Below are 21,344 nucleotides of genomic sequence, written 5' to 3' on the forward strand. Positions count from 1 at the left end.
GCATTTGTGTACTTTTGCCGCCGCAAACGCTTTTCCATGAAACCTGTAACACACGTTAAAGCTTCAACCGCCACCGCCAAGGGCGATGCACCCAAAGGAGGCGCCAGGGGCCGTCTGTTCCAGAACCCTGTACTGGAACTGCTGTCGAAGTCGTCGCCGACGATGATTTTGGGCCTTCACATACCCATTCTGCTGAGCCTGTTGGCCTACAACATACTGGGCCGTGGCGAAGGGGTATTACTGACCATGGGCCTCTATGCTGCTGGCGTGTTCACGTGGTCGCTGGCCGAGTATTTCCTCCATCGTTATGTGTTCCACTGGGTAGGCGAGAGCAAAGCCGCCCAGCGTTTTCACTATATCGCCCACGGTTTTCACCACGACTACCCCCGCGACACCGAACACCTCTTCATGCCACCGTTGGCCAGTATCATTCTTGCCAGCATGTTCTTTGGCATCTTCTTCGTAGTGATGGGCTGGAACGCCTTGGCCTTCTACCCTGGCTTCATCAGTGGCTATCTGGCCTATGCCTACATGCACTACAGCATGCACACCGTGCCCAACCCACCAAAATTCCTTCGCCCACTTTGGAAACACCACCAGCTGCACCATCACAAAACACCCGACGCCGCGTTCGGTGTCAGCAGCATGATGTGGGACCGCGTGTTTGGCACCATGCCTGAACAGAAGAAGCCTGCCGAAAGGAGTTAAACTTCTCTCAAAAACGAAAAACCCCGCCTGTAAGCGGGGTTTTCTACTTTGCGCAGTCACATCAGCCCGCATAAGGGGCCGGAATTGAGAACACGCCAGTGGCGGTATTAAAGTCCAGGTGATCCAGAAGACCAGTGGCCGTAGCCAACCACAGGTGCTGATGCAGAGTCCACTCCAAACGCAGTGCCCCACGCAGGCGGTAGGGCTCGAACACCTTTGTGATGGGGTCCTGCACGGTGAGGTTGCCATGCACGAGCAGAAACTGCAGGGCCTCGGCCTGATGGGGAGCCAACGACCGTGACTCGAAGCGCACAGAACGGTCGAGGCGAGCAATCTGTGGACGCTCGGTAGTGCTGACGGGCAGAATGGGTGTCAACTCATACTGCGGCTGTGCCAGAGCGATGGGCAGCCGCAACAGCTGCCAGTCGGTTTCGGCAGGATACTCGAAGAAAAGGTTGGGCAGCGGGTTGCGCACCCGCAGGAGGGCCGTATCGGCGGGTGCCTCAGACAGCACCTCAATGGGGTCGGAGATGGCCCGGAGTACCGCGCCTTCATACAGCACCAGTTGATAGAGGCCCAGCGGCAGGTCGGCCCAGCGGTCCAACGCTGCCGTGCCGATGCTGAGCCTCTGCACCGAGGGATTGGCCGCACACACCAGCACAGGCGCTGCCAGCACCTGTCGCTCGCCAGTGGCCAACACCCGGCTAGCCTGCAGTTTGAGTGCCCCAGCACCCAGCATCACCTCTGGCATCAGCTGAGCCAGATGGCGCAGGCCCTCATGGCCCACAACGGGTAAAGGGGGCGGCAAATCGGCGGGCAATTTGGCAGGCGCATGAAAGCGCAGAAAGGCATAGTGTACCATCAGGAAAATCAGAATTGATCGACTGCCAGAATTGCGTAGGTCCGTTGAGCTATCAGGGGCGCTTCGGCATACACATCGAGGTAGGTCCGCCCACTAAAGGTGGTGTTGAGCTTAACACCGAACTCCAGTACCTGCGGACTGAGCACGCGCATCCACATCAAGGGCCAAGGGTTGGGCATCAGGTTAATCATGAAATTGGGCATGTTTACACCGGGTGGGGTCAAAAACTGTAGGAGCCAGGAGACCTCGGAGCCGGGGGCCACGCGTTGCACTGGCTGCGGACATACCAGCCTAAGGTGGGTGTCGGTTGAAGTCCAGCAGGTGGCGGGGGGTGGCACCAAGGTTGTCTGCGGCAGCCGTTGCGTGCCAGCAAAGCGGAGGCGCAGGCCGGGCACATCATCGGGGCGGCAAGGAGGAATCAGCGCCGACGTCCAACTACATACAGCCCCAGTGCCCCACCACCCCTGCGCACTGCCTACCACCACTACCCACTGCCGATATGGCGGCAGTATGGGCATGGCATCGGCGGTGAGGTCCAGCACCAATGGCGCATTACCGGCAGCGTACTGGGCGTGCACATCCATTGCCCTGACACCGGGCACCTGCACCACTTGACCACGCCAGCGGGCCTGTTCCCAAATGTCTTTCCGGCGACTTGGCAGTTGGTTCGAGAAGCTGCTGCCATAGGCTGTCTCTATCATCGCCAGATCGTCAATCAGTCGGGAGTAGTAGGCGGCATCTACCAGCACAAGTGTATCCAGCGGACCTGTCCAAAGTGGGGGCATGGGAAGGAGAATAAAGTAAATGCCCGGGGCTCTGGGGCCGAAGCCCCTGAAAGCCCGGCGGGAACAGGATCAGGCATTGGCTGGCAAAAGGGCAAACACGCCGTTGTTGCGCATACGGATGCCTCCAGCGCGGACAAGGGCGCTGTAGACATCGCCGTAGTAGAGGGGGTCCTGACTGTTCTCGAAGAACTGGACCTCACCCAGCGCACGGCAGACAGCGAAACGGCTCCAGGCGATGGCCGCAGGGCGGTCGGTACTGCCGACAGTGGCGCCACGGGGCTTCAGGGCTTTGGAGGCATCGAACACCGGCATGGTACTGCGCATGAGTACGTTAAAGCCCAGTACACGGGCAATCACGCCTTCCGGCAGCGACTGGCGGTTCATTGCCTCGGCCTGCAGCAGCTCAGGGATGGCGAAGAGGTCGCTGTAAAGCTCGGGCGGCAGCAGCAGGTAACGTTCTTCCTGCAGCACATTGGCGCGGTCCATTGCCAGCTTCACCTTGAGCAGGTCGGCCAGGGTGAGGGCGCGCTTGCCTTCCGAAATGGCTCCCGTCGTTTCCACAATCTGAGCGGAAGGGAACGCCCCTGCGCCACCGGCAGAACCCAGCCAGTTGTAGAGCAGGTCTTCCTGCACGGCCTCGCGCAGTGCTGCCAAATGCTCCCCCAGCACCGACATCCGCTTGTCGTACGACAGCTCGAAGCGGTCGGCGTGGCGCAGATGTACGGGGTCGGTGGTGTACTCGGTCAGGGTGTAGGTCAGCTCGGTGTCGAGGCGCTGGCCCACCGAAGCCGGCAGCACTGTGCGGTTGCGGCTCACCGTAGGCGAACTGCCCGCGCGGGGCACATGCACCGTCACGCCCTCCGACACATGGCTGTCGTGGTTGACGGCAAACTGGGCAAACGAGCCCGCAGGAAAGACATTCTCAATGATGTCCTGAACCCAGATTTCGCGTTGAATCGGCATAAAAAGTGTGACAGAAAAGGAATGAAGTGAGAAGAAAAATGTCAGTGGACAAGGCGGCGCAGCAACGCCCAGGCAGCCAATACCAGCACAGCGCCCAGCACTACCCAGCGCAGCGGCGACACTGGCGTGGCTGGCGTGGGCTGCCACCGCACCACCTCGTGCACCCTTTGCACCCGAAGGGTTTCCGGGGCGCAGGCCGCCTGAATGCGGAAAGTGTCTCTGTGGCGCAGGATCTGCACCGCCAGGCGCTCGCGTGTCAGGCGGAGGGTGTCGTGCAGGCGCAGCACCCGCAGGCTGTCGAGGCGGGCACCGGTGGTCACAAGAGTCGTGTCGCGGCGCACTACCTCGCGGGTCAGCAGCACAGGGCTGCGACACCCGGCCAGCAGCATCAGCGCCGCGCAGAGACAGGTACGTAGCATACGTCAGAGGGAAACCCGTTGGCCAACAGCCAGGCAGGCACATCGAAACTGGGGCAGGCTTTGGCCGCAAGCTGGTTGTGGCCCGCCACGCGGGCCGTGGGATAACGGGTCAGCAGGTCGCGGAGCAGGGCCAACTGTGCTTTCCGCTGGGCTTCGGTACGAGTATCGGTGGGCTTGCCCTGGGCATCCACCCCACCGATGTACGACACATGGATGCTTACCTCATTGTGCCCGCGCACACCGTTGGCAATGGCCGTTTCCGGGGCCAGCAGGTGCACCCGGCCGTTGGCCGCAATCAGGTAATGATAACCGGGATTCTGCCAGCCCAGTGTGTGCTTCCAGTAGTGGCGGATGCTTTCTACCGTGGCCATAGACTGCGTGGCGGTGCAGTGCAGAACAATAAGCCGGATGTCACGCATGGGGCGTCTCCTTCCGGATGGGCTGGCCGTCGTCGTCGAACTGTTGCAGGCGGCGCAGCAGCTGCACTGGTGGTCGCCAGATGCCCAGTGCCGCGCTGTGTTCCAGTATGGACAGGAACTCGCGCACCAGCACCGCGCCATAGACCACACCATCTATCCAGGTGAGCAGTACATTGGGTTCGCCACGCACTTTGTGGGTGGCCAGGGCATGTGTGGCGATCAGCAGCAGAGCATAAAAAGCCACTTTGCGCAGCGCCTGACCGATGCCTCTGCTCGAAAGGCGTTTGTCGTGCCAGGCATGCCAGGCCCCCAGCAGGCTGTCTACTGCAATGACGATGCAGAGCGTGAGCAGAAACTGCCAGTCGTCGAACACATACTGCCGCAGCAGGGCTACCACCGGGGCCAGTGTCCAGCCAAGCAGCGCCAGCAGCCGCAGGCGGTCAAAGCCGTCGCCAGCCTGGTATAAGGAACAAAGTGAATACAGCATAGAGAAAGTGGGGGAAGAAGGTGGGGGAATCAGGCCTGGCGGTAAGTGGCCTCGAAAAGGGCGCGATAGGCATCGGGAGTGTCGTTGCGCAGGCGCGCCAGGCCTTTGGGGTCGCGCTTTTCCCAGTCGCGGAGGGTCCAGTGGGCACGGGCGTCCAGAGCAGCTGTACCGCGAGCCTTCTGAAGGTCGGCCACCAGCGACCCCACGGGCCGCACCGGCTCCAGTGTCGCCAGCCACGCTTTCAGCAGGTCAGGAGCCAGGGCACCTACTTTGCGCAGCACGTCTTCCTGTCCGGCCTGTACCCGGCCTTCGGCCTGGGCACGCACCAGCCAGGCTTCCACCAAAAGGGCCTGCGCTTCGGCTGCCAGTTGACGTGCCTGTTCGGGGGCAGTTGTTGCCTGCCACTCCTCGCAGCGGCGGCGTGGCACATGGGCGGGCACAGCGGCCATTGCCCGCACCAGCGTGGCGGGCATCAGCGTGTCCACAAAACCCTGGGCCTTGGCTTCGGTGGCGGTCAGGTACTGCTCCACGTCCATCTGGCTGGCGATGTCGGCTGCCGGACGGCCAGTGCGGCTGGCGTAGATGTCCACTAGTTGGGCTTTCAGCTGGTCCAGGTGTTCGGCATGGATACGCAGCGCCTGACTGTCGCCCTGCACCATTGTCCAGGGGTTGTGAATCATCAGTTCGGCGTTCTCCGCCATCCGGATTTCCTCACCCGCCATCGCAATGACCGAGGCCATGCTGGCGGCAAGTCCGTCAATCACCGTTACCACACGGCTGCCTTTCTGGCGCAGGCCCATCAGCAGGTTGTAGATAGCCAGGCCACTGTGTACCTCGCCGCCGGGCGAATGCAGGTGCACGTGCAGCGGCGCTCCCGCTGGATGGCTTTGCAGCTGGGCGGCTACGGCCCGCGCCTCATAGCCGTCGATATACTGATACAGCAGCAGGGTACGGGGCTGTTGGGGGGTTACGTCGTGTTCCATGCTGCAAACGTTCACCCCGGCGCCGGGAGGGACAAGGCCATTGCGGCAGGCGGGTCGGCGCGCTGGGCAACCTGCCTGCCTGGGCAGGCAACCTGCCATTCTCCCTCCTGCCCTATATGCGAACAGGCCCCGAAGGGCCTGTTGCGGTGCTTGAATACGCGGCGCAGGGGGTCATTCCTGCTCCAGAATCGGCACGCCATACTTGGCGCGGAAGTAGGCAGGGTCTATGCGGAAATGCGCCAGCAGGCCGCGGTCTATCTCCCACTGCTCGCGCAGACTCAGCACGGTGTTGTCCAGGTCGAACGCCAGCCGCCGGCCTGCTATCAGCCCGGCATACTGCGGAAAGCGCTGCCGCAGAAGGGGCAGTATCTGGTGGTTCACCACGCGCTCTACCAAACGGCAGTCGCTGCGGGTCAGGTCGTCAAACAGGTTGTCGTGAATCTCGCCCAGACTGCGGGCGCCCTTGTCGCCCTGCTCGGTGGTCAGCGTCTGCGCGTTGATGAGCTTGCTCAGTTCGGCGTTGGCGCGCTCCACTAGTCGGTCGTACACCCGGAAGGCGTCGCTCTGGCTGCTGGCCTGAAAGTCAATGCGCTCGTCGTCGTTCAGCACGGCCCAGGCGGCACTGCCCATCTGCTCCAGCACACGGGCCATCTCCTGACGGCGCTGGTCGTCGCGGGCGGGTGTTCGGCCCACGCGCAGCGGCATGCCAAACACTTCGGCAAACTCGCCCCAGCAGGCCAGGGCATTGCGCTTCAGCAACACCAGCGGCACAGCCTGCGTCAGCAGCCCCAGCTGGCGCCCCTCGCCTATCTGCACCAGCGCATGGGGCCAGTCGGCCAGCGGCTTCCAGGGGCTTTGTGGGGGCAGGGGCTCGCCCACCGGCGGCACAGGGGCAGTAGCGTCCAGCGTCAGACGCTGGGCCTCCGGGCTGCAATGTCCCCGCGGCACCAGCGATGCCCGCAGCTCGCCATCGGCCACGTGCAGTTCCACCACACTGAAGCCGTAGTACAGGCTGTCAATGATGTGGCCTACGAGGTCCGAGAACCACTGCTGGCGCAGCAGATCTTCGCTGACGGGGTCTGGCACGCCATTGGCGTCCAGCAGGTGGCAGGTAGCCCCCAGCAGACGCATGCGCCGCGTGTTCAGTATGCTGGTCAGGTGGGCATCCAGCAGAGCGTCGTGCAAGGTGTCCAGCAGCAGGCGGCGGTTGGGCCGCAGGGGGTGTTCGGCCTGGCTCACGGCATCGCGCCACTGGCGCAGGTCGCCCTGCACGCGCTGACGGGTGCGCTCTGTCAGCTGGCTCACAAACGCCGCTCGTTCGTCCAGCAGCCTGCGGGCGGCGTTCAGCAGCAGCGGGTGCGGAGCCTGGGGCGGTGTCGGGGCCGTCCGGCGAAAACGGGAAAAGAAGGTTGGCATGGGTCAGGAGAGGAAATAACGGGTACGTGGATTGGAGCCGGACAGCAGTGTCGGCACAGGGGTGTCGTCCGCCGCCTTGCGCAGCGGAAAGTCGGTGGGCAGGTCGCCCGTGGCGCAGCCCTTCAGCCAGTTGAGCGCCTCGCGGTGCCGTTCTACGCGCAGCAGCGGCATGGCTACCGTGCCTCGGCTGTAGAGGTGATACAGCACCAGGTCGGCCAGCATGGCGCACAGCTGCGGGCGGGCAGCCAACCCCTCCGCCGTAAGCAGGGCGCTGGTGTCAAAGCGGTCCTGCAGCTCCTGGGCTGCCTGTGCCAGCACGGTGGCCTCGGTAACTTCCATCAGGTCTGGTGCGCCTGCCGTCAGCAGGGCCAGCACCTCGGGCCGCACCTGCACATGGTAGTACGTAAGTGGTATGCGTAACATGCTGCAAACCTTGCCCCCAGCCCGCAGAGGGACGCCAGTAGTCGCCACCCCACTACACGCCACCCCCGCCACTTTCTCCTTTTCTCTATCTTCCTGTATGCAACTGCGAACTTTCCTCTACTTCTTCCTGCCACTGGCCGCCCTGGAACTGCTGGCCCACCTCGTGCCCGACCTTAACGGCATCCGCTTTCTCACCAAGCCACTGCTGGTGCCAGCTCTCCTGCTCCTTTACATCACCAACGCCGCACTCACCGAACGGGGCGTCTATCGCCTCTTTGTAGCGGGCCTGGTACTGGGCTGGTTTGGCGACGTTCTGTTGCTTTTCGAAGGGCCCTTGTTCTTCATGGGCGGCCTGGGCAGCTTTCTGCTGGGCCACCTCTGCTACATAGCGGCGTTTGTGCGCATGGGCCGTCAGGCCGACCCCAGCAGCCGAGGACTGCTCTCCACGGGCTTGTCGGCAGTGGCACTGGGCCTCTATGCCTTCAGTTTCTTCCAGGTGGTAGGCGCCGGCCTTGGCGAAATGAAGATACCCGTGCTGGCCTACATGGTGGTCATTCTCGGCATGGTGGTATCGGTCGTGCACTTGAGGGGCCGTATTCCCGTCAATGCCTACCGCTGGCTGCTGGCGGGGGCATTGCTCTTCGTCGTCTCCGACTCGCTCCTCGCCTGGGACCGCTTCTACCAACCTCTGCCCATGGCAGGCTTCTTCATCATGCTCACCTACATCGCGGCACAGTTCAGCCTGGTCCGCGGCATGCAGGAAGCCTGAATCATCCCCCTCACCACACTTTCTCCGAAAACGACAACGGCTCCCAGAAATGGGAGCCGTTGCTGTATCTGTTGCGAGAGCGAGCCTTACGCAGCTTTCTTGCTGCCTTGGTCAATGCGCTCTACAATGCTGATGGCCTGGTACAGGTCATCGTAGTATTCTTCAATGATGCCGAAGTCGAGAAGGGTCTTGAATACCTCAGGCTCGAAGAGGTCTTTGTCGTGCCATACGGCTACGTTGATCTTGTTGCCGATGAACGAGAAACGGACAGGGTTGGCGCGGTGGCTGCGGAACTCTACCAGGCGCTGGCGCACTTCGTCGCTCAGCAGGGTCTTGGCTTCAGCAGCGTTGGTGGTGAACACCGAGAAGAGGTTATCGAAGTTGCCGTCGCCAGTGGTCATCTGAGTAGGAGCCTGCTGCTTGGTCTGCATCAGGGTGTCAATGCCATCGCCAGCGGGCACCACGAAGGTCTGGCCACCAAATGACTTTTCTACCTGTGCTACGAAGAAGAGGCCCTTGAAGGTCTGCTCCCATTCGTTGGTGGCATGGCCTTCGGCATCGTGCTTCTTGTTACGGGCTACAACTTCGGAGAATTCGATTTTGCTGCCTCCGCCAATAGTACCGGATACGTAGTCATCACCCTTGTACTTCTTGGGCAGGTGGCGGAACAGACGACTTTCAACCAACTGAGCTGGCTGAATATGCTTGTGGCTGATGTATACAAAGCTCGGGTCAACGAACTTCACGATACGCTCGATAACCTGAAACTTGAAGTCGTTGTAGAAATCCTTGTTGTCCTTGATTTCCTTGAAGGCAATCCAACCCAGTACGCCCATCACAAAAATCCATACGGCTGCAAACACCGGTTGGTAAAAGGGCATGAGACGATAGAGGGCATAGGCCCCACCAATGGCGGCCAGCAGAATCAGCACACCGGCCAGAATAATGCGGGTTACGATGCCCTTGCGCTTATTCTCTACGGCGAGAATCTCGCTACGCAGCTCGTTGTTGAAGAAGTCCCTCAGTTGGTCTATGGTTTTCATACCGGGGTAGAACTTAGGTAAATAGGCAGTAGCAGGAATTTTCGGAGGACGCAACGGAATTCAGCGAAAATACGCAGGTATTCCGTGCACCAAAACTACACACTTTGCCCGCAACGACAAGCAATCGGAACTTTTTTTGGCCTCCTTGCACCCTGAAACACAATTAAAAACGGCCGGGTCGCCCCGGCCGTCTCATGTTGTTTCGTCTAGTTGTACCTACTATTAGTGAGCAGACAGGTACGAAGCAACGCCGTCGTGCGTGGCCTTCATCGTGTCCTTGCCTTCACTCCAGTTGGCGGGGCAGACTTCGCCTTTTTCTTCCACCAGCTGCAGGGCAGCTACGGTACGCAGGGTGTCGTCAATGTTGCGGCCCAGCGGCAGGTCGTTCACCACCTGATGACGTACGATGCCCTCCTTGTCAATCAGGAATGTGCCACGGTAAGCAACGGGCGAGCCCTTGAAGGTCGAACGCTCCATGCCGTTGTCGTCCAGCTCATAGTCGTATTCGCCGGCCAGCACGTCGTAGTTACGAGCAATGGTCTTCGCGAAGTCGGCTACCAGCGGGTAGGTTACGCCTTCGATACCACCCTTGTTCTTGGGGGTGTTCAGCCAGGCCCAGTGGCTCTGTTCGCTGTCTACGCTCACGCCAATCACTTGAACGTTGCGGGCTTCGAACTCCTTCAGCTTCTCCTGGAAGGCGAGGATTTCGGTGGGGCACACAAACGTGAAGTCCATCGGCCAGAAGAACAGTACTACGTACTTCTTGCCTTTGAACTGCGACAGCGTGAAATTCTCTACGATGTCGCCGCCGTCGATTACAGCGGTTGCGCTGAAATCAGGAGCGGGTTTGCCTACAAGTACAGCCATTGGTTGTATGAAAAAAGAAAGATGATGAAAAGTAGAAGCTTCAGTCTTGAGGAGCGACGGAGCCATCTGGCCGGCTCCGCACGTGCAGGTGTAGCTGGAACGACTCAACCGTGTAGCCTGGTATCGGGTGCTGTGCCAGATGCTGCCGGATGAGCGCTGTCAGGCGATCGTCGTCGTGGTCCAGTATCGCGCCCGAATCGCGGTCCACCAGGTGATGATGCTCGTCCAGAGTGGCATCAAACCGAAGGCCGCCCTGGCCAGTCTGGTCTTTGGCCACTGGCCGCACCAGCCCTGCCTCCGTCAGCGATTCCAGCACGCGATACACTGTTCCCAGCGATAGGCTGGCCAGTTCGGGTTTCAGTCGCTGAAACAGCTCGTCGGCCGACAGGTGCTGACGCTGGGCCAGCATGGCCGTCAGAACAGCCATACGTTGCCGCGTCACTTTCAGCCCGGCACGGTTCAGCCGTTCCAGCGCTTCTTCGCGCGGGTCGGCTGCTATGACATGGGCGGAATGGGGCATGGCAAGGGCAATAGGTTAGCCGATACTGGCGCGCACGCGCTGTGCAAATGCACGCAGCGCCGTATTGAACTCCTCACCTTCTGCCACCCGTTGCAGCACGTCCATGGCTCCCAGCAGGTGGGTAAGTTGCTCGCCTTCGTCGGCACCCTCTACCGTGAAAGGCAGTGGCTGACCATCCATCAGTGCGGTTTCGGCGGCTTTCAGCTGCTCCAGCGTATGGTCGGTAGCCAGCTGTTTGATCACAGGGAGTTTCATGGGTGTAAGTGTGGAGTTGGGGGCAGCGGGGGATACGCTTACTTGATACGGTCAATCATGGCCTGTACGGCTTCCGGCTTCGCCGTGTAGTCGCCGGCTACCAACTGACCATCTTTGAACACGGCAAAGAAAGGCAGATTGGTTACGCCAGCCAGCTTGCGGGCTTCTGGGCTTTCTTCGGCGTTCACTTCCAGAAACGCGACGCCAGAGTTGGCAGCGTCATCGCTCAGGCGGGTATACTTTGGCGCCATCAGGCGGCACGAGCCACACCAGTCGGCATAGTATTTCACAGCCACTTTGGCATTGGCCTTAAGTGCATCGGCGAAAGTGGCGTCGGTTACGTGGAGTACAGACATGGTTTGTTGGATTGCTGTGTCAGTTATGGAAGCAAAACATCCTCTCCAGGCCGAATGGTTCACCAATTGCGAATATTTTCTATTTACATGACTAAAATCAACTTATTCAATGATTTAAATAAATCATTACTCTAGCGAAATACTGCGGGTGCGGTCCGCAGGATCCCTCATCTCCGTACGCCCCTCACCCCTACCTTTGCCGCCATGATTCAGGCGGTACTCTACGACATGGACGGGCTCATCATCGACTCGGAGCCCCTGTGGCAGCAGGCCGAGATCGAGGTGTTCGCTACCGTCGGCATCCAGCTCACTCCCGACCTCTGCCGCCAGACAATGGGCAAGCGCGTGGACGAGGTAGTCCGCTACTGGCACGAACGCCAGCCCTGGCCCGCCCCGCCCGACCTCCCCACCCTCACCGAAACCATCGTGCTGCGGGTAGAAGAACTCGTGCGCACCGTCGGCAAGCCCATGCCCGGCCTGGACCACAGCATCGCCCTCTGCCAGCAGAACGGCCTGCGCTGCGCTGTGGCCAGCAGTTCTTTCATGCGGCTCATCAAAGCCGTAGTCAGCCACCTGGGGCTTACGCCCCACTTTGAGGTGCTGCACAGCGCCGAGTACGAGGCCCAGGGCAAACCTCACCCTGCCGTTTTTCTCACCGCCGCGCGTCTGCTGGGCTTTGCCCCCGAGCAGTGCGTAGTGCTGGAAGACTCGCCCAACGGCGTACGCGCCGCACTGGCCGCCGGCATGCGCTGCATCGCCGTGCCCGACCACGCCCTCATCGGCCACCCCGTCTTCGCCGAGGCACATGCCACCGTGCCCTCGCTCCAGCACCTGACCCCCGAGCTGCTGCTGGGGCAATAATCGCACAGGCATACGGCCTATCCCCTTTCCGGCGTTAGATTTGGCGCTGTTGCTCTCTCCATGTCCGACGACCTGCTCGACGCCTCCGGCCGCCCCCTCCTCGACGACCTCCGCCGGGCCCTCCCCGATGCTCCCGGCGTCTACAAGTACTTCGACGCCGACGGCCGCATCCTCTACGTAGGCAAAGCCAAGAGCCTTAAGAAGCGCGTCAACAGCTACTTCACCCGTGGCGGCAGTCTCGACTTCAAGACCCGCGTGCTCGTCCGCCAGATTGCCGACATCCAGACCGTCCGCACCAACGACGACCTGGAAGCCCTGCTACTGGAAAACAACCTCATCAAGCAGTATCAGCCCAAGTACAACATGATGCTGAAGGATGGGAAAACCTACCCCTACATCTGCATCAAGAAAGAGCCCTTCCCGCGCGTCTTTTCCACCCGAAACAAAATCAAGGACGGTTCCGAATACTTCGGCCCCTACCCCAGCGGCGCAACGATGAATGCCATTCTGCATTTCATCCGCGAGAACTACCAGCTGCGCAACTGCAACCTCGCCCTCACCGACCGCAACATCCGCGAAGGCAAGTTCCGTGTCTGCCTGGAGTACCACATGAAGAACTGCGCCGGCCCCTGTGTCGGCTACCAGAAGCAGGCCGACTACGACAACGACATCAGCCAGATTCGCCACCTACTGCGCGGCCACTACCGCGAAGTACTCAGCCAGCTGAAGGCCCAGATGGACGAGGCCGCCGCCAACCTGGAGTTCGAGCGTGCCCACTTCCTCAAAAACCGTATAGAGCATGTGCAGAAGCACAAGCGCCGCAGCACCGTAGTACCCGAAACCGTGAAGGACTGCGAGGTGCTGACCGTGCAGCAGGCAGAGGGCCTCGCCGCTGTCAACCATTTCCAAATCCGCTCGGGCACTGTCGTCGGCACACACGCTTACGTCATGCGGCCCAAGGCCGAGGAAACCGATATCGAAGTGCTGGAAGCAGCCCTGGGCCAACTCCTCACCGACGAGGAAGACCTCCACGACCGCATCCTCACCAACGTCGAGACCGAGGGCGCCGACCTCGCCACCCGCTTCGACTTCCGTATACCCCAGCGCGGCGACGAAGCCAAGCTCATCGAACTGTCACTGAAAAACTGTGCTGGCCTCATCGAGGAAAAAGCCAGCCTCACCCGCCTGCGCAACGCCGAAAGCCCCACCCTGCGCGCCCTCAAGCAGGTGCAGAAAGACCTTCGACTGACCAAGCTGCCCAACCACATCGAGTGCTTCGACAACTCCAACATCCAGGGCTATGCGCCAGTGTCGTCGTGCGTGGTGTTCAAGGAAGGCAAGCCTGCCCGCCGCGATTACCGCGTCTTCAACGTCAAGACCGTCGTCGGTATAGACGACTTCGCCAGCATGAAGGAGGCTGTCTTCCGCCGCTACCGCCGCTTTCTGGAAGAAGGCACACCCCTGCCCGACCTCATCGTCATTGACGGCGGTAAGGGCCAACTGAGCCACGCCATCGAAGCCCTCGACGAACTGGGCATCACCCACAAGGTACCCATCGTATCCATCGCCAAGCGGCTGGAAGAAATCTACTACAAAGACGACCCCGTCCCGCTCTACATCGACAAGAAGAGCGCCACCCTGCGCCTGCTCCAGCGCATCCGCAACGAGGCCCACAACACCGCCATCACGTTCCACCGCAAGAAGCGCGGCGAGAAAACCCTGCGCACCGAACTCAAGGACATCAAGGGCGTGGGGGCTGTTACAGCCAAAAAACTGCTCACCGAACTGCGCTCTGTGCGCCGCATTCAGGAAGCCACCCTCGACGAACTGGCCCAGGTAGTAGGTGCCAGCAAAGCCCAGATCGTGTACGACTTCTACCACGAAGGCGGCGCACTGGCGGCTGCCACTCCTGCCCCTGAGCCAGAGGCCCAGCTGCCCCCGCAGGAGGAACGCATACCCCGTAACCCCCGTTTGCCCCGCCTCAACAAGACATCCAAACTGGCCAAAGGCCCCAGGCATACCCCAAGTGAGGGGCCATAAAGAGTCATTTAGATACAACTTGACGCATAATGTCTAGATTGATTTTCAACAATTAATCTAGCCCATGAAAAGTCTTTTATTCTCACTGGTGCTGTGCTGTATTTCAGCAGCAGCTTTTGCCCAAGCCACTTATCAGAACGGCTATTATCGCCGAAACGGGACCTACGTTCAGCCACACTATCGAACAAAGTCCAATCGGACAAATCATGACAACTACTCTACTTATGGAAATACCAATCCATACACAGGTAGTAGAGGGTCAAGGGCAAGGGATTACTCACCCGAAGCCTCAAATTACGGGAGAGGACGAACCAGAAATACAGGACCAAGGGGTGGGCAGTATTATTATAACAGTAAGCCCTCCCGAAAAACCTACACTCCAAAGTCTTACTGAAAACAGAAAACGGGCACCCTCATCAGGTGCCCGTTGCTATTTGTAGCCCTTGCTGGCCTTATGCCTCTGTGTCAGGGGCGTCGGCTGCGGGTGCTTCTACGGCGGGTGCTTCGGCGGCAGGTGCCTCGTGCTTGGCGGCTTCGGCTTTGCGCAGCGCCTTCAGTTCGGCTTTCAGCTTGCTGATTTCGTCGCGGGCAGCAGTAATCTTGCTCTCAATGTCGTTGCGAAGGGCGTCGCCACTCTTGCCACGGCTGATGAACAGGATGTTGTTCTCGTATTGCTGGATGGTTTCGTCCAACTGGCGTACGCGACCCATGATGCGGCGCTGCTCCTTCTCCAGGTGCGTTTCGCCAGCATGGCCTCCACCGTGCTGCTGACCACCGCGGTTGCCACCGTTGCTGTGGCCTTGGCCACCAGCATGGTAGCCTTGGCGGCGCGGCCCCCGGCGATACAGTTCGCGGTAGCGGTCCTGAGCCTTGCGCATGCGGGCCAGTACCTTGTCTTTCTGCTTGATGGGCACGTGGCCTACGCTGTCTATTTCCTGAAGCAGCAGTTCGGCCTCGCCTTCACGTTCAGCAGCGTCAGCGCCTTCGTACAGGGCCTCCAGCTGATCCAGAAGCGAGTTCTTGCGCTCCAGATTCGCCTGTTCGGCCTGATGCTGATCCGCACGCTGGGCTTTGAGGCCATTGAAGAAGGTGTCGCAGATCTTGCGGAACTTCTTCTGCAGCTTACGGGCCTCTTTGTAATCGTCACTGCCAGTGGCTTTCCACTCGCGTTGCAGGTTCTTGAACTGCTCGGTCTTGTTGGGTCCTTCGGCTTCAGCGGCCAGCGCCTCGGCTTTGGCCAGCAACTCCTCTTTCTGCTTCACCAGGCCTTCGCGGGCCGAGTTCAAGCCTTGGAAAAACTGCGCGCGCTTCTTGTAAAAGGCGTTCTGGGCATCGCGGAACTGCTTGAACAGCGACTTGCCTTCAGCCGTAGCCGGGCCTATCTGCTTCCAGTTCTCCATCAGCGCCTGCAGCTCCTGGCTGGCTTTCATCCAGGCGTCCTTGCTGTCAGAGGCAAAGGCGGTGTAGCTCTGGGCTTTCTCCACCAGTGCACGCTTGGCATCGGTGTTGGCACCACGCTCCTGGTCGCGCTCGCCGAAGAAACCACGGCGCTGCTCGTAGAAGAAGTCGGTAGCCGCCTTGAATCGCGCCCACAGGGCTTCGGTCTGCTCGCGGGGCACTGGCCCCACGTGCTTCCAGGCTTCGTGCAGGGCCTTCACCTTGTCGGCAGTTTCCTGCCAGTAGCGGGCACTGTGCTCGGTAACAGGTGCAGCTTCGGCCTCGGGGGTGTCTGCGACAGGTGCTTCTGCTGCATTGGCTACATCAATGTCGGGCTGCTGGTCGGTGGTCTCGGCAGCATTGGCTACAGCAGTGCTGTGCGGCATGCCCACCAGCTCTTCCAGCTCGTGTATCAGCTTTTCCTTCTCTTCCAGGTTCACCTTGCGGTCCTGTTCCAGCAGGTCGTTGTACTTCTCACGCAGGCCATAAAACTGGTCCAGATAGGTCCGGTAGGTCTGCATGATATTGTCCACGTCGGCCTGGGGCACCTGGCCGATGTCGCGCCATTTCTTCTGCACGGCGCGCACCTTGTCTATAGCAGTCACCTCTTCGGCCATTACAATGGCTTTGAGATCTTCCAGGAGGGCTTTCTTGGTGATAAGGTTCTGTTCGCGCTCGGCGTTCTGCTGGGCTTCGTACTCAGCACGGCGCTTGTTGAACTTCACCAGTGCGCGGCTCAGGCGTGCCGAAAAGTGCGTCAGGCGCTCTTTTTCGGCTTTGGCCTCGTCCTGCAGTTCGGGGTGGGCATCGTCTTCCACCTGGGTGTTCACTTCCTTCAGGCGCGCAGCAAACAGTTCGTCCCACTGCTTCTTGATCTGGCCAACGCGGCGAATGGCGTTGCGGTCCAGCTCCCGGATGGCCAGTTCTTCCATCAGCAGCACCAACTCCTGTGGGGAGTATTGGGGCAGCACTTCGGCAAAATCGGTGGCCTCGTCGTTGAGTACTGCTGACAACACCTGCTTCAGCCGCGCTTCGTTTTCACGCTGGGCGGCATCCATTTCAGGCTCGGGGTGTTCTACCTCGGCGGTGTGCGCAGTCTCCACACTCGGGTGGGTTTCAAGCGCGTCGGCAGGCTCGGCATGCCCCTGGGTCTCGGTGGGGTTCAGCGCGTCCTGCTGGGCTTGGTTCTCGGGCAGCATTGGGCTACAGTACGGAAAGAAATGTGTAATCAGGCGTAAGCGTGTCTAAGGTACGGATTATCTGTACCGATGGGCCAGCCGCACCTCAAACACGCTGAAAAGTAAGCGAAAACTAGGGGTTCTGCTCGGGCCGCATCTGCGGGAAAAGCAGTACTTCCTGTATGCTGGGGGCGCCGGTCATGATCATGGCCAGGCGGTCGATACCGATACCCAGACCTGCCGTAGGCGGCATCCCATACTCCAGCGCACGAAGGAAGTCTTCGTCCAGCACCATGGCTTCCTCATCGCCACGGTCGCGCAGGGCCAGCTGGGCCTCGAAGCGCTCGCGCTGGTCCAGAGGGTCGTTCAGTTCGGTGAAGGCGTTGCACAATTCCTTGCCGTTGCAAATGGCCTCGAAACGCTCCACCAGCCCCGGCTTGTCGCGGTGCTTCTTCGCAAGCGGCGACATTTCCAGCGGGTAGTCGGTAATGAACGTCGGCTGTATCAGCTGCTTCTCAGCCAGCGAGAACAGTTCGTCTATCAGCTTGCCACGCGCCATGGTGGGGTCTACCGGTATCTGCTTCTCCACGCACACGCGCCGAATACCGTCTTCGTCCAGGTGCGCTACGTCCACGCCTACAAACTTCTCGATGGCCTCGTACATGGTGTAGCGGGGCCACGGGCGCTGGAAGTCAATCACGTTGTCGCCAACCTGCACCTGCGTAGTACCATTCACCTTCAGAGCGGTGTACTCCAGCATCTCCTCGATGAAGTCCATCATCCACTGGTAGTCTTTGTAGGCTACGTAGAGTTCCAGCATCGTGAACTCCGGGTTGTGAAAGCGGCTCATGCCCTCGTTGCGGAAGTCCTTCGCAAACTCGTACACGCCGTCAAAGCCGCCCACGATCAGGCGCTTCAGGTACAGTTCGTTGGCAATCCGCAAATACAGCTTCATGTCCAGCGTGTTGTGGTGCGTGGTGAAGGGGCGTGCCGAGGCACCACCATAGATCGGTTGCAGAATGGGCGTTTCCACCTCCAGCAGGCCACGGTCGTTCAGGAAGCTGCGCATGGCCGTCACCATCTTCGACCGCTTGACGAACGTCTCTTTCACATGCGGGTTTACCACCAGGTCTACGTAGCGCATGCGGTGGCGCAGTTCGGCATCGGAAAACGCATCGTGCACCACGCCGTCTTTTTCTTTCGGCACAGGCAGCGGCCGCACCGTCTTGCCCAGTATCTGGTAGTCGGTCACGTGCACGGTCGTCTCGCCGGTCTTGGTAGTGAAGACATACCCTTTGATGCCGACGTGGTCGCCCAGCGAGGTCAGCCGCTTGAACAGCTCATATTTTTCTTCGCCCAGTTCGTCTTTGGCCAGGTACATCTGTATACGGCCCGTGCTGTCCTGCAACACCGCGAAGCTGGCTTTACCCATCAGGCGCTTGGTCATTACCCGGCCTGCCAGTGCCACGTCTTTATAGTCCAGCTTCTGAAGGGGATAATGCTTCAGAATGTCTGCCGCGTGGGCGTTGACGGTGAAGGTGGCGCTGGGGAAAGGATCAATCCCCATGGTGCGCAGCTCGGCAATCTCGTCCAGACGCACCTGCATCTGGTCGTTCAGCTCGTGGGCAGCAGCCTGTTGCTCGCTCATGTGTCAGATAGGGTAAACAGGGTGCAAAGGTAAGGTTTCCAGCACACTGGCTGCGCGCAAAAACGGAAAAACCCCGGCACAGGGCCGGGGTCTTCTCGCTCAGGGGGCTGAGGGTCAGTTGGGCAGAATAACGCCGGGGTACGTAAAGGCGTCTATCAGCGGGATGCTGGTGCCAAAACCCTCGTTCATTGTCTTGATAATCTCATTGGCTACCAGTGCATAGCCACGCGGGGTCAGGTGCACTCCATCGAGAGCATGCACGCCACCCGTGATGTAGCGCAGATTGATGTCAACCGAGTATTCCCGGCTGCCGGCATTCCAGCGGTTAAACATGCTCACGGCATCCAGAATCACCAGACGCTTGCCTGCGGGGCGGGCATTTACGGCGGCAACGTAGGCGTTGATGCTCGCATTGTAGGCGTCAATAGCCGTTTTGAGGTCTGCACGCTCCAGCGAATCCAGCACGAAGCTCGAAGGCAACGGATCCAGCGGACTCAGGCCATCCGGAATACCATTGGGAGCACCGCCCGCGCCACCATCAACCCCTACACGGCCCGTCGCGGTCAGCAACAGCAGGGGGTTCAGAATGTTGTTCGGGTCAGCCAGGCGGGCTTTCGCTACGAAGAGCGTGTCGCCATCTTTGCTGCGGTAATAAATACCAGGCACAGGAAGCGTGGCGGCAGCCTGCGGGCCCACCGTACGGAAGTACGCCGCCTGCGTCAGGTCGGGAATGTTCGATACAACACCCTTGGTTACAGGCGTAGCATTCAGCAGCGAATCCACAGCCAGCTGGTACACAAAGGCAAACGTAGCAGGGTTGGAAATACTGCTGCTGGCGCCACCGGCCAGTGCATAACCCAGCACGTCGTTGAAACCCAGCGCAAACGTGAAGAACGTCGGCCGCTTGTCATAGGCATCCTTCAGCACCGATGACGTAGCGGGGTTGCCCGCAATTCGGGTGTAGTAAGGGTTGAAGTTGCCGGCACCATTGGCTGGGTTGCCAAAGCCCGGAACTGCTACTTCTATCAGTCGCATGCCGGGCACGCCCATGTTGCCGTTGGCGGCAATGGCCTGTGCGTCAGAGGGGCGCCAGCCTGGCGTTACCGGCGTAATGCTCGGCGGATTGTTCTGTACTACTACTGGCGAAGGGAACAGCGCCGTCAGGGTGAAGCGGCCATTGCCAGCCCCTCCAAAGCCTGCGCCTTCGGGCAGCAGCAACTGGGTGAAGCTGCCACCCCCTACACGGGCAAAGCGGCTGGCAAGGAAGTACGGAAAGCTGTTTTCCTGGCCCGAGCGGTACAGGGCGCCATCGCCATAACCAGCGGTCAGCGAGTTGCCCAGTGCTACATAGCGGGTCAGGTCCACCTGGCCATTGGTGGTTGGGGTCGGAGCGTCCAGCTCAGGACGGCAGCTGGACAGCGCTACCGAGAGGCCTGCAAGTGCCAGAAACTTGGCAGCAATACGGGTATATGTCATGGGAGTGTCCTCCGTTTGTTAGAATTTGTAGTTGAAACCAATGCCCGGAACAACGGCGCTGGTGGCCCAGGTGCCATTCAGACCCGTTTCGAGGTTGTTGTCCTCGCGGTCAAACACGCGGAGATACTCAAACGACGCGTCGAGCGAAAACTTCTCGCTGAACTGATAGCCGAAACCGGAGGTCAGTGCATAACGGTCGCCATCGGGGCTTTCGGGCGTAACAAAGCCATCACGAACAGGGGCAATTCCGTAATAACCACCCAAACGTACAGCAAGCTTCTCTGTCAGCTGGTATTGCCCACCCAGACGGAAGGTCATACTGTTTTTGTAATTGCGCGGCTGCTCCGAGTCGGCCACTGCTGAACTGTTCTGCTCAATGTCGATATCCAGGCTCTTATACACCTCCCAGAAGATATAGTTGTAGTCAAAGGCCAGCGTCAGTTTCTCCGTTGGCTTGAAGCCCACACCCACGCTCAGCTGTGCGGGCAGAGGCAGTTCGGCATTGAAACTTCTGCTGTTGGCAAACAGTGGAGCCACACCCCCAGGCACCGTGAACACGGCATCGCCGTTGGTTACCTTGGCACGCACCAGCGAACGGTAAGCAACACCAAACGAGAGTTTCTCTGAAGGTTTATAGTATACACCCACGTTGAAGCCCACACCCGTGGCACTGTTCGACTTCAATTGCACCAGACCATCCTGCAGGCCCTGGCTCGTGAAAGGCAGCGCCCGTTGCAGGTCCACCGCGCCCAGCGCGTAAATGAAGCCTACGCCAACCCCCAGTTTCTCCGACAGCTTGTAACTCACCGTCGGCTGGAAGTAGATCGCCTGAAGCGACAGACTCTTCAAGGCATAGCGCCCTACCCAGTTGGCACCCCAGTTGTAGGCCCCACCAAAGGGCGCGTACACCCCAAGCCCAAACTTGAACTTGCTGGCGTTGGGCCCCCATACGGCATACAGCGTTGGTGGTGGCTTAATCGGGTTCTGTGTCTCATACTTTGGAGCACTCACTGCTTTGTCCACGTAAGCCGACTGCACATCTACCAAGCTGACACCCGCTTGGATGATGTTGCCCTCCAGATGCGAAACCGCACCGGGGTTGAAGTACAATGCGGCGCCGTCCTGCAGTAAGCCGGTGCCGGTATGGCCCATGGCTGTCTGCTTTTGGCCCATCAGGTTCACCTGGTAGCCCTGTCCAAAGGCTGTTCCAGTTCCCAGCAGGCACAGCGTCGCTACCAATGCGGCCGCTGTCGAGCGTAAGGGTTTCAATTGCATACTGAACTGTAAGGGTAATTGCGATTGGTTTGCTCGCTTGAACGCGTCAGCGGCATCCCGCATTTGCGGTGCCACGCCAACGCTTTCTTGCGGGGCCATTTTAGCCATAAATAGGGCATAAAAACACGCTGTCACCCCCGTATTAAGATTTTTA

22 protein-coding genes are annotated in these 21,344 nt (G+C 59.9%); 4 read left to right on the plus strand and 18 right to left on the minus strand.

The window, feature by feature from the left end:
* The first annotated feature begins 36 nt into the window (after positions 1–36).
* Entirely contained in the window at positions 37–708 is a 672-nt protein-coding gene (locus AC2D8O_RS12245) for a sterol desaturase family protein (RefSeq protein WP_484679115.1), read from the plus strand.
* 61 nt (positions 709–769) lie between these two features.
* On the opposite strand, the gene AC2D8O_RS12250 is transcribed toward AC2D8O_RS12245, so the two are convergent.
* The 9 genes from AC2D8O_RS12250 to AC2D8O_RS12290 form a co-directional block, all read right to left on the minus strand.
* Positions 770–1,570, minus strand: coding sequence for a hypothetical protein (locus tag AC2D8O_RS12250; protein WP_484679116.1), 801 nt, complete (start codon positions 1,568–1,570; stop codon positions 770–772).
* An 8-nt stretch (positions 1,571–1,578) separates the two neighbouring features.
* Complete coding sequence (locus AC2D8O_RS12255) at positions 1,579–2,355, minus strand: hypothetical protein (protein ID WP_484679117.1); 777 nt, start codon at positions 2,353–2,355, stop codon at positions 1,579–1,581.
* Between the two features lie 69 nt (positions 2,356–2,424).
* Positions 2,425–3,318 (minus strand): phage capsid protein, encoded by an 894-nt coding sequence (locus tag AC2D8O_RS12260; RefSeq protein WP_484679118.1) that lies wholly within the window; start codon positions 3,316–3,318, stop codon positions 2,425–2,427.
* Positions 3,319–3,359: 41 nt separating this feature from the next.
* Positions 3,360–3,737, minus strand: a complete 378-nt coding sequence (locus AC2D8O_RS12265; protein WP_484679119.1) for a hypothetical protein — start codon at positions 3,735–3,737, stop codon at positions 3,360–3,362.
* Positions 3,707–4,156: an N-acetylmuramoyl-L-alanine amidase gene (locus AC2D8O_RS12270; protein WP_484679120.1), complete on the minus strand. Its 450-nt coding sequence runs from the start codon at positions 4,154–4,156 to the stop codon at positions 3,707–3,709. Before AC2D8O_RS12270 ends, AC2D8O_RS12265 begins: the two co-directional genes overlap by 31 nt.
* Positions 4,149–4,643 carry a phage holin family protein gene (locus AC2D8O_RS12275; protein ID WP_484679121.1) on the minus strand — a complete coding sequence of 165 codons (495 nt, stop codon included), beginning with the start codon at positions 4,641–4,643 and terminating at the stop codon, positions 4,149–4,151. Before AC2D8O_RS12275 ends, AC2D8O_RS12270 begins: the two co-directional genes overlap by 8 nt.
* A 29-nt stretch (positions 4,644–4,672) precedes the next feature.
* Positions 4,673–5,626 carry a head maturation protease, ClpP-related gene (locus AC2D8O_RS12280; RefSeq protein WP_484679122.1) on the minus strand — a complete coding sequence of 318 codons (954 nt, stop codon included), beginning with the start codon at positions 5,624–5,626 and terminating at the stop codon, positions 4,673–4,675.
* A gap of 171 nt (positions 5,627–5,797) precedes the next feature.
* Positions 5,798–7,042, minus strand: coding sequence for a phage portal protein family protein (locus AC2D8O_RS12285; RefSeq protein ID WP_484679123.1), 1,245 nt, complete (start codon positions 7,040–7,042; stop codon positions 5,798–5,800).
* 3 nt (positions 7,043–7,045) lie between these two features.
* Positions 7,046–7,465 carry a hypothetical protein gene (locus AC2D8O_RS12290; RefSeq protein WP_484679124.1) on the minus strand — a complete coding sequence of 140 codons (420 nt, stop codon included), beginning with the start codon at positions 7,463–7,465 and terminating at the stop codon, positions 7,046–7,048.
* A gap of 97 nt (positions 7,466–7,562) precedes the next feature.
* Here AC2D8O_RS12290 and AC2D8O_RS12295 point away from each other — a divergent pair, with 97 nt between their 5' ends.
* Positions 7,563–8,234, plus strand: a complete 672-nt coding sequence (locus tag AC2D8O_RS12295; protein WP_484679125.1) for a lysoplasmalogenase — start codon at positions 7,563–7,565, stop codon at positions 8,232–8,234.
* An 86-nt stretch (positions 8,235–8,320) separates the two neighbouring features.
* Here AC2D8O_RS12295 and AC2D8O_RS12300 read toward each other — a convergent pair whose 3' ends face one another.
* The 5 genes from AC2D8O_RS12300 to AC2D8O_RS12320 form a co-directional block, all read right to left on the minus strand.
* The gene (locus tag AC2D8O_RS12300; RefSeq protein ID WP_484679126.1) at positions 8,321–9,277 is read right to left on the minus strand and encodes a DUF3137 domain-containing protein; all 957 of its coding nucleotides are present in this window, start codon (positions 9,275–9,277) and stop codon (positions 8,321–8,323) included.
* Between the two features lie 222 nt (positions 9,278–9,499).
* On the minus strand, positions 9,500–10,144 hold the full coding sequence (locus AC2D8O_RS12305; protein ID WP_484679127.1) for a peroxiredoxin: 645 nt from the start codon (positions 10,142–10,144) through the stop codon (positions 9,500–9,502).
* Positions 10,145–10,184: 40 nt separating this feature from the next.
* On the minus strand, positions 10,185–10,664 hold the full coding sequence (locus AC2D8O_RS12310) for a Fur family transcriptional regulator (RefSeq protein ID WP_484679128.1): 480 nt from the start codon (positions 10,662–10,664) through the stop codon (positions 10,185–10,187).
* A gap of 15 nt (positions 10,665–10,679) precedes the next feature.
* On the minus strand, positions 10,680–10,919 hold the full coding sequence (locus AC2D8O_RS12315) for a DUF6952 family protein (RefSeq protein WP_484679129.1): 240 nt from the start codon (positions 10,917–10,919) through the stop codon (positions 10,680–10,682).
* A 38-nt stretch (positions 10,920–10,957) separates the two neighbouring features.
* A complete protein-coding gene (locus AC2D8O_RS12320) occupies positions 10,958–11,338 on the minus strand; it encodes a thioredoxin family protein (RefSeq protein ID WP_484679130.1) in 381 nt (126 codons plus the stop codon).
* A gap of 141 nt (positions 11,339–11,479) precedes the next feature.
* Between AC2D8O_RS12320 and hxpB the strand changes: the two genes are divergently transcribed.
* Positions 11,480–12,136, plus strand: a complete 657-nt coding sequence (gene hxpB, locus AC2D8O_RS12325) for a hexitol phosphatase HxpB (protein ID WP_484679131.1) — start codon at positions 11,480–11,482, stop codon at positions 12,134–12,136.
* 60 nt (positions 12,137–12,196) lie between these two features.
* Complete coding sequence (gene uvrC / locus AC2D8O_RS12330; protein WP_484679132.1) at positions 12,197–14,176, plus strand: excinuclease ABC subunit UvrC; 1,980 nt, start codon at positions 12,197–12,199, stop codon at positions 14,174–14,176.
* A gap of 452 nt (positions 14,177–14,628) precedes the next feature.
* Here the strand turns inward: uvrC and AC2D8O_RS12335 are convergent, their stop codons facing one another.
* From AC2D8O_RS12335 to AC2D8O_RS12350, 4 genes are all read right to left on the minus strand, one after another.
* Positions 14,629–16,812 carry a DUF349 domain-containing protein gene (locus AC2D8O_RS12335; RefSeq protein ID WP_484679133.1) on the minus strand — a complete coding sequence of 728 codons (2,184 nt, stop codon included), beginning with the start codon at positions 16,810–16,812 and terminating at the stop codon, positions 14,629–14,631.
* Positions 16,813–16,924: 112 nt separating this feature from the next.
* Complete coding sequence (lysS, locus tag AC2D8O_RS12340) at positions 16,925–18,439, minus strand: lysine--tRNA ligase (RefSeq protein ID WP_484679134.1); 1,515 nt, start codon at positions 18,437–18,439, stop codon at positions 16,925–16,927.
* 114 nt (positions 18,440–18,553) lie between these two features.
* Positions 18,554–19,915, minus strand: a complete 1,362-nt coding sequence (locus AC2D8O_RS12345) for an SGNH/GDSL hydrolase family protein (protein WP_484679135.1) — start codon at positions 19,913–19,915, stop codon at positions 18,554–18,556.
* A gap of 18 nt (positions 19,916–19,933) precedes the next feature.
* A complete protein-coding gene (locus tag AC2D8O_RS12350) occupies positions 19,934–21,190 on the minus strand; it encodes an OmpP1/FadL family transporter (RefSeq protein WP_484679136.1) in 1,257 nt (418 codons plus the stop codon).
* Between the last annotated feature and the right edge of the window lie 154 nt (positions 21,191–21,344).

The sequence above is a fragment of the Pontibacter sp. T17 genome (genome assembly GCF_057219875.1).

What these genes read in the sequence shown, in the direction of transcription:
- AC2D8O_RS12245 (WP_484679115.1), top strand. Translation starts at nt 37, where the DNA reads ATGAAACCTGTAACACACGTTAAAGCTTCAACCGCCACCGCCAAGGGC.
- AC2D8O_RS12250 (WP_484679116.1), bottom strand. Translation starts at nt 1,570, where the DNA reads ATGGTACACTATGCCTTTCTGCGCTTTCATGCGCCTGCCAAATTGCCC.
- AC2D8O_RS12255 (WP_484679117.1), bottom strand. Translation starts at nt 2,355, where the DNA reads ATGCCCCCACTTTGGACAGGTCCGCTGGATACACTTGTGCTGGTAGAT.
- AC2D8O_RS12260 (WP_484679118.1), bottom strand. Translation starts at nt 3,318, where the DNA reads ATGCCGATTCAACGCGAAATCTGGGTTCAGGACATCATTGAGAATGTC.
- AC2D8O_RS12265 (WP_484679119.1), bottom strand. Translation starts at nt 3,737, where the DNA reads ATGCTACGTACCTGTCTCTGCGCGGCGCTGATGCTGCTGGCCGGGTGT.
- AC2D8O_RS12270 (WP_484679120.1), bottom strand. Translation starts at nt 4,156, where the DNA reads ATGCGTGACATCCGGCTTATTGTTCTGCACTGCACCGCCACGCAGTCT.
- AC2D8O_RS12275 (WP_484679121.1), bottom strand. Translation starts at nt 4,643, where the DNA reads ATGCTGTATTCACTTTGTTCCTTATACCAGGCTGGCGACGGCTTTGAC.
- AC2D8O_RS12280 (WP_484679122.1), bottom strand. Translation starts at nt 5,626, where the DNA reads ATGGAACACGACGTAACCCCCCAACAGCCCCGTACCCTGCTGCTGTAT.
- AC2D8O_RS12285 (WP_484679123.1), bottom strand. Translation starts at nt 7,042, where the DNA reads ATGCCAACCTTCTTTTCCCGTTTTCGCCGGACGGCCCCGACACCGCCC.
- AC2D8O_RS12290 (WP_484679124.1), bottom strand. Translation starts at nt 7,465, where the DNA reads ATGTTACGCATACCACTTACGTACTACCATGTGCAGGTGCGGCCCGAG.
- AC2D8O_RS12295 (WP_484679125.1), top strand. Translation starts at nt 7,563, where the DNA reads ATGCAACTGCGAACTTTCCTCTACTTCTTCCTGCCACTGGCCGCCCTG.
- AC2D8O_RS12300 (WP_484679126.1), bottom strand. Translation starts at nt 9,277, where the DNA reads ATGAAAACCATAGACCAACTGAGGGACTTCTTCAACAACGAGCTGCGT.
- AC2D8O_RS12305 (WP_484679127.1), bottom strand. Translation starts at nt 10,144, where the DNA reads ATGGCTGTACTTGTAGGCAAACCCGCTCCTGATTTCAGCGCAACCGCT.
- AC2D8O_RS12310 (WP_484679128.1), bottom strand. Translation starts at nt 10,664, where the DNA reads ATGCCCCATTCCGCCCATGTCATAGCAGCCGACCCGCGCGAAGAAGCG.
- AC2D8O_RS12315 (WP_484679129.1), bottom strand. Translation starts at nt 10,919, where the DNA reads ATGAAACTCCCTGTGATCAAACAGCTGGCTACCGACCATACGCTGGAG.
- hxpB (WP_484679131.1), top strand. Translation starts at nt 11,480, where the DNA reads ATGATTCAGGCGGTACTCTACGACATGGACGGGCTCATCATCGACTCG.
- uvrC (WP_484679132.1), top strand. Translation starts at nt 12,197, where the DNA reads ATGTCCGACGACCTGCTCGACGCCTCCGGCCGCCCCCTCCTCGACGAC.
- AC2D8O_RS12335 (WP_484679133.1), bottom strand. Translation starts at nt 16,812, where the DNA reads ATGCTGCCCGAGAACCAAGCCCAGCAGGACGCGCTGAACCCCACCGAG.
- lysS (WP_484679134.1), bottom strand. Translation starts at nt 18,439, where the DNA reads ATGAGCGAGCAACAGGCTGCTGCCCACGAGCTGAACGACCAGATGCAG.
- AC2D8O_RS12345 (WP_484679135.1), bottom strand. Translation starts at nt 19,915, where the DNA reads ATGACATATACCCGTATTGCTGCCAAGTTTCTGGCACTTGCAGGCCTC.
- AC2D8O_RS12350 (WP_484679136.1), bottom strand. Translation starts at nt 21,190, where the DNA reads ATGCAATTGAAACCCTTACGCTCGACAGCGGCCGCATTGGTAGCGACG.